Below are 14,557 nucleotides of genomic sequence, written 5' to 3'. Positions count from 1 at the left end.
GGGGGGAATCTCTTTGATTTCAGAACTAAAAATTAATAATTTTAAAGGATTAACAAAACTTAATATACAAAATTTCTCAAGAATCAACTTGTTTGGTGGAAAAAATAATGCAGGGAAAACAACTATTTTAGAAGCATTATTTTTATTTTATGATCGTCTTAACCCTAATATGTTAATAAGACAATATAATTGGCGTGGGATGAATGAAATTCCTTTAAAGACAGAATCTCTTTTTGCTCCCATTTTTAATAGTTTTAACTTAGACAAAGAAATAAAAATAGAAATTACGGAAAAAGGAAAATCACCTGAGAAAATGTTAATAAAATATATTAATGATTTCTCAAAAAGTACAGCAATAATTCAAGGTAATGATAATATAAATAATAATTTTGATGATAATTTCTTTTCATCAAGTTATTTAGACATTATTTTTAAAAATGGTAAAAATCCTAAACAAGAACTTAAAATAATGATAAATCAAAACGGTCTTTCGCTTAATGTAGAAAATGGAAGACCTTCAGAGAAACAAGCACGATTTTTATCTGCGAAAAATAATACTCATCCAAATGAAAATGCTATTCTTTACGGTGAACTCGATATTAATGGTGATACAGAAGTTGTTTTAAATTTTTTAAGAATGATAGAACCAAGATTAAAAAGTCTTACATCGATAACATTAAGTAATAACATGTCATTATTATATGGAGATATAGGTGTTGGGAAGAAAATTCCCATAAACTATATGGGCGATGGGATAGGTAGAGTTTTAACCATTCTATTATCAATTATTTCTAATAAAAATGGTCTCGTTTTAATTGATGAGATTGATAATGGCATACACTACACGATTATTCCGAAAGTATGGGATATTATTTCAGAGGTTGCTGAAAAATATAATTGTCAAATTTTTGCTACTACACACAGTTATGAATGTTTAGCTTCGGCCATAGATGGAATATCACCTGATAGACATGATGAATTTAGGTACATTAGGGTTGAGAATACAGAAGAGAATAATCAAATTGGAAAGATTTTTACTTATGAAACTCTAGAAGTTGCCATTAGTAATGGGTGGGAGGTACGCTAATGCCAACTATACCTAATTCAAAACGAATTACTTCTGAGGAAGATTCTCGTATTTTAAAACCAAAACTCCTATTAGTTGAAGGAAATGATGAAGTTATTTTTTTTAAAGAGCTCATTAAAAGAAACGAATTACTCGTTAGAAAAGAGAATGAGATACAGATAGTATCTTTAGGAGGAGTAGAAAAGTTCAAGACACAACTAGCAGCATTAAAGAATCGTACTGGTTTTGAGAATGTTAAATCAATGGCGGTAATTAGAGATGCAGATAGTAGCAAAGAATCTGCCTTTCAAAGTATAAGTAAAATTTTAACTAATAATGGCTTTTCTTCTCCCAGCGAACAATTAAAATATTCTAATGATAATGTACGTGTAGGAATATTTATAATGCCGGGAAGTGAGGAAGGCACGATGTTAGAGGATTTATGTCTTAGAACAAATTCCGACCATCCATTAATGGACAAAATTGATTTCTATATAGATTCATTATCAAAACTAGAAGGATTTGAAATGCCAAGGAATATATCTAAAACAAAAACGTTGATTTTCCTGGCCTCCATGCCGAAAATTGTTAATAACTTAGGGTTGGGAGCACAAAGAGGATATTGGAATCTAAATCATGCTTGTTTAAATCCACTTATTAATTTTATAAATGAATTATAAGATTTTTTTAGCCCTCTTAACTTCAAAAAAGAAAAAGCATTTTATGGTAATCATTTAAAGGAGACGAACTACAATAGTTCGTCTCCTTTTTTAATACCTATTATTATTCCTCTGTAGGATTTTTAGGTCCATTCAGTTCTAATTGATAGAAGGCTAAATCAAGCCACCTATTGAATTTATATCCTGCTTTTTGTATGGTGCCTGAATACACAAAGCCAAAGTTTTTGTGCATCGCAATACTTTTTTCATTCGTTGCATCAATTCCCGCGATAAGAGTCATATACTCCCGGTCTTTAGCAATTGCAATAATTTCCTTCAATAAAGAGGATCCAATTCCTTTTTTCCTGTACTGTGTATCTACATAAACAGAATGTTCAATAGAATATTTATAGGCGGGCCAGGCTCTAAAAGGGCCGAATGTCGCAAAACCAACTACTTTATCGTCTTCTTCACATACGACTATTGGATAACCTTCTGCTCTCTTTTGTTCAAACCAAGCTTCCCTGCTTTCAAGTGTTTGGGGGGTATAGGAGTAAACAGCTGTTGTATGGAGTATGGCGTCATTATAAATATGCAAAATGTCGACTAAATCTTTTTCAGTGGTTTCTCTGATCATTTTTCTCTTCCTTTCAAATGGTCTTTTCTTTTCATTGTAGAATGTTCCATGCAAAACGTAAAATTGTACTTATGAGTCGTTTGCTATAATATAAAGTTCAACTACAGATAAGACACTTGCATTACCAACATTTAAAAGAAAAGGAGGGTTTAACATTACCAAAATTAAAGACGTTTTAGATGAACTAAAAAGTCAGTTAGACGAGAATTTTACAAGACTTGAACCTACTGGAATATTGGACATAGATGACAAAGAAATTCTGCGTGAGGTATGTACATTTAATGAGGCTGCAACAGAAGATGAGATTAATTTAGTAGAAAAGGAATTGGGTATTACAATGCCTATTGACTATCGAGATTTTTTACTACTTCATAATGGCATGACATTGTTTAGTTCTTACCTTACTAGTTATACTTTTTTTAGTTTAGATGAAATCCGCACAAATTTTTTGATTGTACAAAAGGATTTTAAAGAAGAAGATCTTGAACCTACTAAGGATTATCCTATTGGGGAGTACCCGGATGTTGGCTATATTATGATAAGTGACGCATTAGTTACGAAATATTCTTCACAAGGTGCAATCTATGTGGGCCATATCCTGCCTGAAGAAACAGAAGAATCATTTGTTTCTTTTGTAGAAAATGTGATTAAAAAAACAGGGGAGTTCTTTTGAGAGGATCAAAGCCTTACAGAATATTAAACGATTAGGGACCACCTCAGTATGTGGTCTTTTTTATTTTCTATTACGATTGTGTAAGTGGGTCCAGCTTTTATGCTTAAGTATCGATTGTAATCTTCATTTACACAATATTTAAATATCTCTTTTTGTTACACTATAGTATAAGGGGTGACGACAAATGGAGAAAGAGAAATATTGGGGGAAACTCATTAAATATCACAGGCAAATGCAAGGACTAAAGCAAGATGATTTAGCAATTGGGATTTGTACAGCTTCTTATTTGAGCCGAATAGAAAATGAAGTTGTGATGGCTGACGAGAATGTTTATACCATGTTATTTGAGCGTCTTGGCATTGATTTTATAACAGAGCAAAAACAAGTAAAACAGGTGAATATGCAACTAGAGAATTTTTATGAACAGCTTCTTACAAATCAAACATTGAACGATCAAGAGTTGAATGACTTAGTATCCTGGCAGTCGAATGAATTGCATCAAACGTTGCAATTACGAGCTAAACTTGTCTATATTCGTTATCTCCTTTCATTAGATCATTTAAAAGAAGCGGGGGACCAATTGCAAAAGATCGAAACATTTATTTCCTGGCAACAGGATAGGGAAACCCAAATGTATATTGGAACTTCTACATACTTTTGTTTATCGACTATGAACTATACCGCGATTTTAGAACGAGAAGATAAGCTGCATTTACGTTATTTATTGCTTACCACAAACCAATTTGAATTAGCTAATTATGATTACCATTTAGCATTCGCCGCACACCGAGCTTATGCCTTTCAACAAGCTTTAACGTATATTGAAAGAGCAAATCAATCATTTACTCATTTTTACAAGCCACTCTTTCAATTAAAGCTGTATTCCATGAAAGGTGTAATCTTGAATGCACTTGGCCGATATGGCGAAGCAATGAGAGAATTTGAGGCTGGTATGAATTTGTTGAGCTATGTACAAGAAATTCAGACAGCACGACAATACAGCTCATTAATGAATAATATTGCATTCTGTTTTGAGAGTCAGGGAGATTATGAGCGTGCCCAGCAACATTACCAGAAAGCCAATGACTATCAAGAAGATTTACATACCGTTGCCAATTGGATGCGGGCGAGTTATAGAGCAAATGATTTTGAGACGCTTAGTTTGCTATTCGATCACTATCCACAAGATCGTTTTTCAATTGGACATCATCTCTATCAATGGGAGCTATTATCTATGGCACTGCATCCAGAAGAGCATACTTTGGAGCGACTGCAAGATATCGAACGACGTGCCTTTATTTATTTTGATGAACAGAATCATTTAGAGCTAATACTGTTTTATGTCCCCCTTTGGGCAACATTTTATGAGCGTCTACAAGCCTATAAACCTGCAAGTGCTTGTTATCGTAGAGCTTTTAAAGCAAGTGAAAAGTCTCGATGTTTATTGAGTCATTAAGGGGGAGAGGCAATGGCGTTAAACAGAAACTATCTATTAATCTTAACCGGATTTGGAATTTCTAATTTAGGCAACTGGATTTATTTAATTGCTTTAAACTTATCAGTATGGCATCTAACTCATTCACCAGCAGCCGTGTCTGGGCTCTTTATTGTAGGTCCGGTAGCTCGTATCTTTTGTAATTTTTTCGCCGGGACATTTATTGACCGTCATAATAAAAGGCGTATCATCATCTGGAGTGATATTGTGCGAGGCATCATTGTTTGTCTAATGCCTTTTGCACAATCCGTTTGGTTGATCTATCTGTTCATTGGGATTGCTAATATTGCAAGTTGTTTTTTTGCTCCTAGCAGTACAGTCCTGATTGCAAAATTAGTCAATGATCAGGATAAACAACGCTTCAATGCGATTAATAGTACTATCGGTTCTGGCTCTTTTATGCTGGGACCAGCGCTCGCAGGAATCATCATAGGTGCGACGAATACATCAGTTGCCATGTGGATAAATGGCTTATCATTTTTTGTTTGTGCATGGCTTATCTTTTTATTACCTAACACTGAACATGTGAGAGATGAAGAACGCGAAAGAATAACAGTGCATCTGATATGGAAAGATTTTAAGCATGTATGGGAATATTGTAGAAAAAAGCTGCCCTATCTTCTATTTTTTATATTCTATTCTCTTGCATTGATGATAGCTTTCGCTCTAGATTCGCAGGAAATGACATTTATTAAACAGTACTTGTTAGCATCTGATAGCCAATATGGCATCACAGTAACGATGGCGGGCGTCGGAGCTATTTTAGGAGGAGTGATGGCAGCAGCTGCTGCAAAACGCTTTTCATACAGCTTGTATATTGGTTGCGGCCTGACCCTAACTCTCTTTAGTTATTTTTCTTTTTACGCATCACACTCCATCCGTTTTGCTGTGATTAGCCTTATGCTACTTGGCTTTTGTATGGCATTCAGCAATACAGGGTATGATACATTCTTTCAAAAAACTATACCGACAAATCTGATGGGGCGCTTTAGTAGCACGTTAAGCCTTGTTCAAAGTATACTTCAAATCACATTTACCTTTTGTATAGGCATGCTTGCCGAGTGGTGGACAGTACAGGCAGTGGCTTTGATTTTTTCAAGTATAGGCGTTATGTTAGCACTTAGTTTATTTTTTATTATTTTACGAAATACTTCCTACTTTGCTTTTGAAAAGCAAAAATAAAGGCTAGGTAGTTAGTTCAAACCTAAATCTACTACTCTAAAGCCTAGGTCAAAATCTAAAACAAAAATGAATACATTCAGGCTAATAGGAGGCGATCAAATGAAAGAAGAACAAGAATACGATTTAGAAAATGCCACATTCGAAACACTTATGCAACTCCTAGAAATTGGACATGAAATTGAATTTACTTATAAAAATAAAGAATACTTTATTCCAAAATTTCAGGACGGTCGATCATTAATATTAGATTCAGAAGAATTATGTGATTACACACATGATATCAATAAATTTATTAAAATAGCACAAGTCGATGGAATGACAATTGGAGAACTATTTAAAAATCATAATGATAAAATAGAATTCGGGACTATTTATTAAAAATAAAATAGAATCAAAAAGAACACCTAGTTTTTAACAGCATGCAAGGTGTTCTTTTTATAATAATTTTTAGATTCCAATTCCATCCTGCAGTGACTGAAATGTTTTTTCTTCCACCTCGGACTCAGTGTATATTCGCACAAGTCGAATTTTTTACTCCCGAAATCCTTAAAACACTTTTAAACAAAAATTAAGACGAAAATTTTATAATTGGAATTAATTTCTAGGGCTGCTCTACTTCATTAAGAGTTATTCCTTTGCTAGATGACTCTATTTCTTTTAAATAAAAGATATATGTTATTTTGCTTGGCGATAGTTATCTTCTTTTAATGAGAGAATATCTTCGACAGCTTGAGGGGGTGCACCGTATATTTCCTCAGAATGATAGCTGTGAATCTCTTTGTAAACAGTTTCCATTGTATCGATAGCCCAACGCGGTGATTTAATTGTTGGAGACCAGTAGAATAGGTCCAAATCAATTACCTCTTTTGTGACGGGATGGATCCGTGTGTATTCCACATCATTCATTCTCCTAAAGCCAGATCTCTCGTAAAAGCGGACACGTTTTCTAGTATCGGGGGAGTCGGCTGAAACTGGTTCTACTTCGAGGATAATAGGTTTCTTTTTCTGCTTTAGGTGATTTAATACCTTACTTCCGGTTCCCTTGCTTCTGCCTCCACTGTAAACCAAGATGAAATCGACAAATACGAAATCCTCTTTTTCAAAGTATACAAGAACGAAATTAGGACCTTCTTCAACTTTGTAAAACTCTCCTTTATCAGCTAAAAGCTTATCAAAGTGTTCTTTCGACTTTAATTCACTTTCAGGAAAATAATCTTTTAATGCTGTGTACCAATTGTTCATTAGATGAATCGCTCCTCTTGTTTTTTTTCGAACTGTGAACCTCTACTTCTTACATACCTTAAATAATAAAATGTAAACAAAATTGAAGTTTTTATCACTTTGGAGAAAAGGGTAAATTCATAAAACTACCAAGAGGTGAGGAGCAAGATGGAGTATGCTAGATTGCTTCCAAGATAAATTGGGGCTACTGGTTGAATTAATATAATTCGTAAACAGCCCTATGATATGATAGATAAAGAAAGTTTAGGAGGGGAAATATGATTAAAATTGGTTTAACTGGTTGGGGAGACCACCCAAGTTTGTATCGTTCCAAAGGTTCTTCCAAGGACAAATTATATGATTATAGCAGCCATTTTCCCATTGTTGAAGTGGACACATCTTTTTATGCGATTCCTTCTAAACATAATATCGAAAAATGGATTGCGGAGACACCAGAGCATTTTCAATTTGTGGTGAAGGCATATCAAGGGATGACAGGGCATTTGCGTGACGACATACCTTTTGAAAGCAAGGAGGAGATGTTCAGTGCTTTTAAAGAGGCAGCGCAAACCTTTCAAGAGGCAGGGAAATTGGCGCTAGTTTTAGTTCAATTTCCACCATGGTTTGATTGTAAAAAGAGCAATGTTGACTATATCCGCTATGTGAAACAGCAGCTGAAGGATTTTCCCATAGCCATCGAATTTCGAAATCAGACATGGTATAGCGAAAAATGGCGGAATAATACGCTTCAATTTTTAAAACAGGAACATCTTTGCCATACAGTGTGTGATGAGCCGCAAGCAGGCGTAGGTTCTGTTCCTCTCGTTCCTGTCGCTACATCCGATAAGGTATTGCTACGCATACATGGCAGAAATATTTATGGCTGGAGAAATCCTGGCAATAGTGAGCAGTGGAGAAAAGTGCGCTTTCTTTATGATTATAATCAAGAGGAATTGCTTCAATTGAAAGAAGCTGTGGAAGATTTGCAGCAGCAATGCAAAGAAGTGTATGTATTATTTAATAACAACTCAGGCCATCATGCAGCGAAAAATGCGCATACACTAAAGGAGATGCTAGGCATCGAATTTGAAGATCTATCTCCAAAACAATTGGATCTTTTTGAAGGAGAGTAACGAATGGCATATGTATTATTGGCAGTCATTGGTGTTTGTTCAGGAATCATTGGTGCGCTTGTAGGACTTGGCGGCGGTGCTATTTTGGTGCCAGCTGCCTTATTCATCAGTTCCTCAACCGGAATGCTTACAGATTTGACGCCCCAAAAAGTGGTTGGTCTTTCTGTGGTAATGATGATTGCGACCGGATTATCTTCTACTTTGTCGTATATGAAATCAAAAACGGTGGATTATAAAAGTGGGTTAATATTTTTTATAGGAAGTGCGCCCGGTACTATACTAGGTGCGTATGTTAATAAAGGAATAAATCTGCCGTCGTTTAATTTATACTTTGGTATATTGTTGATTGTTTTAGCAGCCATCCTTCTTTTTCGAGACTATATGAAGCCTGTTCAATGGTTTGTACAACATGGCAAGAAGCGGATCTTTGTAGATGAGGTTGATGGTAAAAGCTATGAGTATGGCTATCCATTGTGGTTTGCTGTTTCCTTAACGTTTCTTATTGGCTTTGCCTCTGGGCTATTTGGCATCGGAGGCGGTTCGATGATTGTTCCAGCAATGATTATTTTATTTTTGTTCCCGCCACATGTTGCGATTGCGACTTCCATGTTTATGGTATTTCTTTCATCAATCATTAACTCTGCCAGCCATATTTACCTTGGTCATGTACCTTGGCTTTACGTGCTGCCAGTCGTTCCGGGTGCCTATATAGGGGCGAAAATAGGAGCAGCATTAAATAAAAAAATTAATTCAAAAATGCTTGTTGTATTATTAAGAATTATATTATTACTTCTCGGAGTTCATTCAATTTATGAAGGAATTGTCGGGAATTAGAGAGGTGCTTGCATGTTAGAGACTATTCATATATACCATACAAATGATGTGCATAGCCATCTGGATTATTGGCCAAGAACGGAAGCATTTTTAACAAAACAAAAGAAGCTACATGAGGAAAAAGGGGAGAGCTGCTTTATCTTAGATATCGGCGATTTTATTGATCGTTCGCATATTTATACTGAAGCTACATTGGGCCAAGGGAATGTCAAACTGTTAAATAATGCTCATTATGATGCAGTAACAATTGGAAATAATGAAGGCATAACTCTCTCAAAGGATGGATTAAATAGTTTATATAAAAATGCTCAATTCGATGTTATTGTGGGCAATTTGAAACTTGATGGTCAGACACCTAGCTGGGCAAAGCCATATACCATCTATCAAACAGCACAGGGTACAAAAATAGGAGTAGTAGCTGCTACAGCTGAATTTAAAACGTATTATGAGCCGCTTGGATGGTCAATAGATGAGCCATTGAAATCCTTGCAAGATACGGTTGAGGCGATTCATTCAGAAGTGGATCTCGTTCTTTGCATGTCTCACTTAGGCATTCATATGGATGAACAGCTTGCAGTGCTATGCCCTAAAATCGATGTTATTTTTGGCTCACACACCCACCATGTTCTTCAACAAGGAAAAGTAGTGGGCAAAACATTGTTAACGGGCGGCGGAAAGTATGGAACTTATGTAGGTCATACAGTAATTACTTATAATCAAAGCCATCAAAAAGTGGAGAGAAAAGAAACTGAACTTCAGCCTACAACCGAGATGCCAGCTGTAAAAGATGAGAAATCATTTAATACAAAGCTGATAGAAGAAGGAAAGAGCTTGTTGAATTATCCTGTCTTTATAGCAGAAAAATATTTAAACAAGGAATGGTTCCATCATTCTGCGCTATCCCGTTATTTTGCAGAAGCTTTATTAGAATTCTCACAAGCAGATTGTGCTTTGTTTAACGCTGGGATTTTTCTACGTGATTTGCCTAAGGGTGAGGTAACTGCATTTGAAGTACATCAATGTTTGCCACATCCCATCAACGCTTGTGTGATTGAAATTAGCGGGAATGAATTAAAACAATCCTTAGAGCTGATAGATCAATCTATCCAATGGCCCTATAATGAGTTAAAAGGCCTAGGGTTTCGAGGAGTAGTTCTTGGCAAAATGTTAACATACGGATGTTCCCTGCAAAATGGCCAATTATATATAAATGGAGAAAAAGCCGCTGATCATAAGGTATACAAGCTGGCAACGTTGGATATGTTTACATTTGGATTTTTCTTTCCAGAGTTCAAAAAGTTGCCTAAAACATACTTGTTACCACAATTCTTACGTGATATTCTGATTTTATATGGAAAAAAAGTAGTCAAATAAGTATTATTTTAATTAGATTGACTTTGAAAGAATGGGGAAAAAGCCATGCGGTTGATAACAACTACAGTTTTAAAAGCAGGTATGATTATTGGCAGAACAATTTGGAATGAGGCGAATAGACCACTATTGCAAAAAGGAGCAAAGGTTTCTGAACCTATGATTAAGCGGCTGCAACAGTTGAATATTCACTATGTCTATATTGATGATGAGATTTCCTCCAATATTGAAATAGAAGAAGCTATTCCTATTGATATGCGTTTAAAAGCAGTCACCCAAATCTCCTCCTCATTTAATAAATTGAAAAATGTAAAAGGGAAGGAAATGACCTATTGCTTAGACCAGGAATCGAAGCACTTTGCGGGCATTATTGATGATTTGCTTGATAATATCATGAAAAGCCGCGAGGTTCTTACTGTATTAAGTGATGCTTTCCTCTATGATCATTATATTTATCAGCACTCTATGCAAGTTGCGATCTATTCAATCGCTATTGCAAAAGAGATGAATTACAGTGCAACAGAATTACGCCAAATTGGCATTGGGGCCATTTTGCATGACGTTGGAAAGATGATGATTCCACAGGCCATACTTTCAAAACCGGACAGGCTGTCAGATCAAGAATATGAAACAATGAAGCAGCATGCCCAATTTGGGTTTGACTTGCTTCGAAACTTACATACGATTTCCCTATTATCAGCGCATTGTGCATTTCAGCATCACGAGAGATTGGATGGTAGTGGCTATCCTCGTGGCTTATTAAATTTTGAAATCCATCCCTACGCAAAAATAATAGCTGTAGCAGATGTCTTTGATGCAGTGACCTCCAACCGGGTTTATCGAGAAAAGATGATGCCATCGCATGGTGTAGAGATTATTAAAAAAGGCAGTGGCACATTGTATGATGAACAGGTGGTCGAGGCTTTTCGGCGGTCGGTCTCCTATTATCCAAACGGCACAGTTCTACTTTTGTCAGACGGCAGAAGAGGCATTGTCTGCAAGCAATATAAGGACAATCCAGAACGTCCATGGCTGCGGATTTTTGAAGAAAGAGGCAGGATGGTGAAGGCAACTTATGAGCTGTTGCTCGCAGACTGTCCAGAAGTATTTGTCGAATCGATAGACGATGCATTTGTCCCTGATATTGAATAATAAATGCCTTCTAGTCATATAAGTGATTAGGAGGTATCTTTTTGCGCTTAATGAAGAAAAGAAAGAAATTATTTGTGGTAAAACGGTCTCGCTTTTTGCCCGTAGTGCTGGGAAGCATTGTAGGCTGTGTGCTTCTTTTCTTTTATATAATAAATGTTCGCCTGATGCCTATCTTTTTACAATACGCGGAAGCTGAAACCAATAGCATTGCGTCTTATGTAATTAGCCAAGCTATTTATGCCGATAAAGATGGTGAACAAAATAATTATGATATTATCGAAAAGGTCGATCCTGATAGTAATGGAGATTCAAGCATGACAGATACAAAATTAGATACTGCAGCTATCAACCGAATCATTTCCGAAAAATATAAATTAGTGCAGTCTTATTTAGAAGAAGCGGAAAGTGGAAATTTAGATCATTTGCCGAAAGCTGACAATATTGAATATGATGTGGATGCCATGCAAAAGGATGGAGGAATTATTTTTTATGTACCCCTTGGGTTAGCCACAGGCATGCCAATGCTTGGCAACTTAGGCCCAAAAATTCCGATTCGTTTTCATATAGTCGGCCATGTAAATGTAGATGTAGAAAGAAATATTAAAGAATTTGGTATAAATAATGCATACGTAGAACTCAGTGTTAAAACGAAAGTCAATGTCCAAATCATTGTACCATTTGCCAGCAAATCAGCCATCGTCGAGCAGACAAATCCGGTAGCAGCCACGTTAATTAAAGGTGGTGTTCCGAATGTCTATTCAAAAGACGGCAGCACATCCCCTTCAGTCGAAGTACCTATACCTACAGAAGGAAATAAAAATAAAGAGCAAAATGAAAATGCACACTAGGGATTAGGGTTATGATGACAAATTATAGTTGAATAAATCCAATAAATGCTATATTAACCTAGACGCGGTTGTCTGAATGCACTGGTTATGATAAATTGACAACAGGGATGATTATTTTTTTATGAAGGGATGGGATTACATCATGACCACATGTAAACCGACAAAGGAAGAGCACATTCGAAAACCGGATTGGCTAAAAATCAAGTTAAATACCAATGATGAATATAAAGGTCTTAAAAAATTAATGCGCGAGAAGAATCTTCACACAGTTTGTGAAGAAGCGAGATGCCCGAACATTCACGAATGCTGGGGAGAACGCCGTACAGCTACATTCATGATCCTAGGAGATGTTTGTACGAGAGCATGCCGTTTTTGCGCTGTTAAAACAGGTCTTCCGAATGAATTGGACTTAGCAGAGCCAGAGCGCGTAGCAGACTCTGTACAGCTGATGAACCTAAAACATGCTGTTATTACAGTGGTAGCACGTGATGATTTGAAAGATGGAGGAGCAGGTGTATTAGCGGAGACGGTAAGAGCAATTCGTCGTAAAAACCCATTCACCTCTATTGAAGTATTGCCATCTGATATGGGCGGTGTGAAGGAGAACTTGCAAATTTTAATGGATGCAAAGCCAGATATTTTAAATCACAATATCGAAACAGTGCGTCGATTATCTCCAAGAGTTCGTGCCCGTGCTACATATGAACGTTCTTTAGAATTTTTGCGTCGTGCAAAAGAAATGCAACCAGAAATTCCGACAAAATCTTCACTTATGATCGGACTTGGTGAAACAGAAGAAGAAATAATTGAAGTAATGGATGATTTACGTGCCAATGATGTGGATATCATGACAATTGGCCAATATTTGCAGCCGACAAAAAAACATTTGCCTGTGAAGAAGTACTATTCACCAATAGAATTCGGCAAACTACGCAAAATTGCAATGTCTAAAGGATTCAAACATTGTGAGGCTGGCCCGCTTGTACGCAGTAGCTACCATGCAGATGAGCAAGTAAATGCAGCGACAAAGGAAAAACAAGCACTTGGCGAGCAAGCGTAATCACCTTATAAGAATGGAGGGTGAGCTTACATGATTTTAGCGGACCAATGGATGTATGATTTAATTGAAAACCATAAAGAAGGATTTAAACAAGAAGATTTTGATAGCCGCTATAGCGAGATTCTAACCAAATATGATTATATTGTTGGTGATTGGGGCTATGGCCAGCTTCGCTTAAAAGGTTTTTACGAAGATAAAAATCAAAAAGCTAATTTTGATACACGCATTAGCACATTGCAGGATTATTTATATGAGTACTGCAACTTTGGCTGTGCTTACTTTGTCTTAAAGAAAATGGGCAAAGCTAAGAAAACGGAAGAAATAGTAAATGCAGAGACGAATCAAGAAGAGGTAACTATAGAAGAAGAGCAAACAAAAACAACGCAGGAGCAGTAAATTGCCCCAGCGTTGTTTTTTTAGCCGATTAATTCATATAAATATTCGCGTAGTTCTTGAGCCTCTTCAGGCGGACGGTTATAAACAGCTTCTATATAGCCGGGTTCATCCAAATCATCACTACCCAAAATAGCAAAGCGGCTATATTGCATATCAAGAACGAGCAATTTACCGTAAAAACGTCCGCTTTGCATAATTGCTAAGTCGTAACGTTGATTTTCACCCATAAAGCTGACGAATCTTGTTTGGGTTTCTTCCAAATCATCGTATAAGAAAAATCTTTCCATGTGAACGCAGCCCCTTCCAATCCTAAAAATTATGGTACTATAGAAGAGGACAAACTATCAACCTTAAACATGTGACTGGAGGCTTTACAGTGTATTTTGTTGACCGTAAAAAAATTGTGAAAAACCTAGAATATATGGAAGAGCTAATCACTACGTATGAACAAAGTAATGATTGGCTAGAGGACCGCGTACACCGTTTAGCAGTTGAACGCATTGCCAATATATTGATTGAGGCGATTATCGATGTGGGTAATAGCATGATTGATGGATTTATTATGCGAGATCCAGGCAGTTATGAGGATATTATAGATATTTTAGTGGACGAATCAGTTATTACCTCTGAGATGGACGAGCCGTTGAAAGAACTGATTGGCTTGCGTCGTGGACTTGTACGCGATATTTTAGATGTAATCGACGAAGAAGTAGTCAATGTATTGACAAAGAACTTGGCTGCTATTAAAGAATTTTCTCCAAAGGTGAAAGATTACTTAACAAATGAGTTAGGCCCTGTGACTGCTTTTATCCCGGAAGGTGAAGAGTAAA

The 14,557-nt window shown here is 36.4% G+C and carries 17 protein-coding genes; 14 read left to right on the top strand and 3 right to left on the bottom strand.

Going from position 1 to position 14,557, the window contains the following annotated elements; all coding sequences use genetic code 11:
• Positions 1-13: 13 nt before the first annotated feature.
• Positions 14-1,087 carry an AAA family ATPase gene (locus M2M59_RS11700; protein ID WP_249774648.1) on the top strand — a complete coding sequence of 358 codons (1,074 nt, stop codon included), beginning with the start codon at positions 14-16 and terminating at the stop codon, positions 1,085-1,087.
• The gene (locus tag M2M59_RS11695) at positions 1,087-1,746 is read left to right on the top strand and encodes a DUF3226 domain-containing protein (RefSeq protein WP_249774647.1); all 660 of its coding nucleotides are present in this window, start codon (positions 1,087-1,089) and stop codon (positions 1,744-1,746) included. Before M2M59_RS11700 ends, M2M59_RS11695 begins: the two co-directional genes overlap by 1 nt.
• Positions 1,747-1,849: 103 nt before the next feature.
• On the opposite strand, the gene M2M59_RS11690 is transcribed toward M2M59_RS11695, so the two are convergent.
• Positions 1,850-2,362 carry a GNAT family N-acetyltransferase gene (locus M2M59_RS11690; protein WP_249774646.1) on the bottom strand — a complete coding sequence of 171 codons (513 nt, stop codon included), beginning with the start codon at positions 2,360-2,362 and terminating at the stop codon, positions 1,850-1,852.
• Positions 2,363-2,597: 235 nt separating this feature from the next.
• Between M2M59_RS11690 and M2M59_RS11685 the strand changes: the two genes are divergently transcribed.
• The 4 genes from M2M59_RS11685 (at position 2,598) to M2M59_RS11670 (ending at position 6,090) form a co-directional block, all read left to right on the top strand.
• Entirely contained in the window at positions 2,598-3,035 is a 438-nt protein-coding gene (locus tag M2M59_RS11685) for an SMI1/KNR4 family protein (RefSeq protein ID WP_249774645.1), read from the top strand.
• Positions 3,036-3,219: 184 nt separating this feature from the next.
• Positions 3,220-4,491, top strand: coding sequence for a helix-turn-helix domain-containing protein (locus M2M59_RS11680; protein ID WP_249774644.1), 1,272 nt, complete (start codon positions 3,220-3,222; stop codon positions 4,489-4,491).
• A gap of 12 nt (positions 4,492-4,503) precedes the next feature.
• Positions 4,504-5,712 carry an MFS transporter gene (locus M2M59_RS11675; protein WP_249774643.1) on the top strand — a complete coding sequence of 403 codons (1,209 nt, stop codon included), beginning with the start codon at positions 4,504-4,506 and terminating at the stop codon, positions 5,710-5,712.
• A 99-nt stretch (positions 5,713-5,811) separates the two neighbouring features.
• Positions 5,812-6,090, top strand: coding sequence for a hypothetical protein (locus tag M2M59_RS11670; protein ID WP_249774642.1), 279 nt, complete (start codon positions 5,812-5,814; stop codon positions 6,088-6,090).
• 297 nt (positions 6,091-6,387) lie between these two features.
• Here the strand turns inward: M2M59_RS11670 and M2M59_RS11665 are convergent, their stop codons facing one another.
• On the bottom strand, positions 6,388-6,954 hold the full coding sequence (locus M2M59_RS11665; RefSeq protein ID WP_249774641.1) for a GNAT family N-acetyltransferase: 567 nt from the start codon (positions 6,952-6,954) through the stop codon (positions 6,388-6,390).
• A gap of 257 nt (positions 6,955-7,211) precedes the next feature.
• Between M2M59_RS11665 and M2M59_RS11660 the strand changes: the two genes are divergently transcribed.
• The 7 genes from M2M59_RS11660 (at position 7,212) to M2M59_RS11630 (ending at position 13,727) form a co-directional block, all read left to right on the top strand.
• Positions 7,212-8,066 (top strand): DUF72 domain-containing protein, encoded by an 855-nt coding sequence (locus tag M2M59_RS11660; RefSeq protein WP_249774640.1) that lies wholly within the window; start codon positions 7,212-7,214, stop codon positions 8,064-8,066.
• A 3-nt stretch (positions 8,067-8,069) separates the two neighbouring features.
• A complete protein-coding gene (locus tag M2M59_RS11655) occupies positions 8,070-8,900 on the top strand; it encodes a sulfite exporter TauE/SafE family protein (protein WP_249774639.1) in 831 nt (276 codons plus the stop codon).
• Positions 8,901-8,912: 12 nt separating this feature from the next.
• Positions 8,913-10,274, top strand: a complete 1,362-nt coding sequence (locus M2M59_RS11650; protein WP_147196412.1) for a bifunctional metallophosphatase/5'-nucleotidase — start codon at positions 8,913-8,915, stop codon at positions 10,272-10,274.
• A 45-nt stretch (positions 10,275-10,319) separates the two neighbouring features.
• Positions 10,320-11,423: an HD-GYP domain-containing protein gene (locus tag M2M59_RS11645; RefSeq protein WP_249774638.1), complete on the top strand. Its 1,104-nt coding sequence runs from the start codon at positions 10,320-10,322 to the stop codon at positions 11,421-11,423.
• Between the two features lie 50 nt (positions 11,424-11,473).
• Complete coding sequence (gene yunB, locus M2M59_RS11640) at positions 11,474-12,271, top strand: sporulation protein YunB (RefSeq protein ID WP_249776011.1); 798 nt, start codon at positions 11,474-11,476, stop codon at positions 12,269-12,271.
• A gap of 142 nt (positions 12,272-12,413) precedes the next feature.
• Positions 12,414-13,331, top strand: a complete 918-nt coding sequence (lipA, locus tag M2M59_RS11635) for a lipoyl synthase (protein WP_066789228.1) — start codon at positions 12,414-12,416, stop codon at positions 13,329-13,331.
• A gap of 30 nt (positions 13,332-13,361) precedes the next feature.
• Positions 13,362-13,727, top strand: a complete 366-nt coding sequence (locus tag M2M59_RS11630; protein ID WP_147196418.1) for a YutD family protein — start codon at positions 13,362-13,364, stop codon at positions 13,725-13,727.
• Positions 13,728-13,747: 20 nt separating this feature from the next.
• Here the strand turns inward: M2M59_RS11630 and M2M59_RS11625 are convergent, their stop codons facing one another.
• Positions 13,748-14,014, bottom strand: a complete 267-nt coding sequence (locus M2M59_RS11625; protein ID WP_066789222.1) for a DUF3055 domain-containing protein — start codon at positions 14,012-14,014, stop codon at positions 13,748-13,750.
• Between the two features lie 89 nt (positions 14,015-14,103).
• Here M2M59_RS11625 and M2M59_RS11620 point away from each other — a divergent pair, with 89 nt between their 5' ends.
• Positions 14,104-14,556 (top strand): type VII toxin-antitoxin system HepT family RNase toxin, encoded by a 453-nt coding sequence (locus M2M59_RS11620; protein ID WP_147196420.1) that lies wholly within the window; start codon positions 14,104-14,106, stop codon positions 14,554-14,556.
• Position 14,557: the final 1 nt, after the last annotated feature.

The organism is Rummeliibacillus sp. G93 (assembly GCF_023515935.1).
GTDB classification, from domain to species: domain Bacteria; phylum Bacillota; class Bacilli; order Bacillales_A; family Planococcaceae; genus Rummeliibacillus; species Rummeliibacillus stabekisii.
The sequence above is the reverse complement of the archived record's forward strand: the minus strand, read 5'-3'. Positions and strand labels throughout refer to the sequence as shown.

Excerpts from the sequence above, each read along its gene's own strand:
- M2M59_RS11695 (WP_249774647.1), top strand. The coding sequence starts at position 1,087 with ATGCCAACTATACCTAATTCAAAACGAATTACTTCTGAGGAAGATTCT.
- M2M59_RS11645 (WP_249774638.1), top strand. The coding sequence starts at position 10,320 with ATGCGGTTGATAACAACTACAGTTTTAAAAGCAGGTATGATTATTGGC.
- M2M59_RS11670 (WP_249774642.1), top strand. The coding sequence starts at position 5,812 with ATGAAAGAAGAACAAGAATACGATTTAGAAAATGCCACATTCGAAACA.
- M2M59_RS11690 (WP_249774646.1), bottom strand. The coding sequence starts at position 2,362 with ATGATCAGAGAAACCACTGAAAAAGATTTAGTCGACATTTTGCATATT.
- M2M59_RS11680 (WP_249774644.1), top strand. The coding sequence starts at position 3,220 with ATGGAGAAAGAGAAATATTGGGGGAAACTCATTAAATATCACAGGCAA.
- M2M59_RS11630 (WP_147196418.1), top strand. The coding sequence starts at position 13,362 with ATGATTTTAGCGGACCAATGGATGTATGATTTAATTGAAAACCATAAA.
- lipA (WP_066789228.1), top strand. The coding sequence starts at position 12,414 with ATGACCACATGTAAACCGACAAAGGAAGAGCACATTCGAAAACCGGAT.
- M2M59_RS11660 (WP_249774640.1), top strand. The coding sequence starts at position 7,212 with ATGATTAAAATTGGTTTAACTGGTTGGGGAGACCACCCAAGTTTGTAT.
- M2M59_RS11650 (WP_147196412.1), top strand. The coding sequence starts at position 8,913 with ATGTTAGAGACTATTCATATATACCATACAAATGATGTGCATAGCCAT.
- M2M59_RS11655 (WP_249774639.1), top strand. The coding sequence starts at position 8,070 with ATGGCATATGTATTATTGGCAGTCATTGGTGTTTGTTCAGGAATCATT.
- M2M59_RS11625 (WP_066789222.1), bottom strand. The coding sequence starts at position 14,014 with ATGGAAAGATTTTTCTTATACGATGATTTGGAAGAAACCCAAACAAGA.
- yunB (WP_249776011.1), top strand. The coding sequence starts at position 11,474 with ATGAAGAAAAGAAAGAAATTATTTGTGGTAAAACGGTCTCGCTTTTTG.
- M2M59_RS11665 (WP_249774641.1), bottom strand. The coding sequence starts at position 6,954 with ATGAACAATTGGTACACAGCATTAAAAGATTATTTTCCTGAAAGTGAA.
- M2M59_RS11675 (WP_249774643.1), top strand. The coding sequence starts at position 4,504 with ATGGCGTTAAACAGAAACTATCTATTAATCTTAACCGGATTTGGAATT.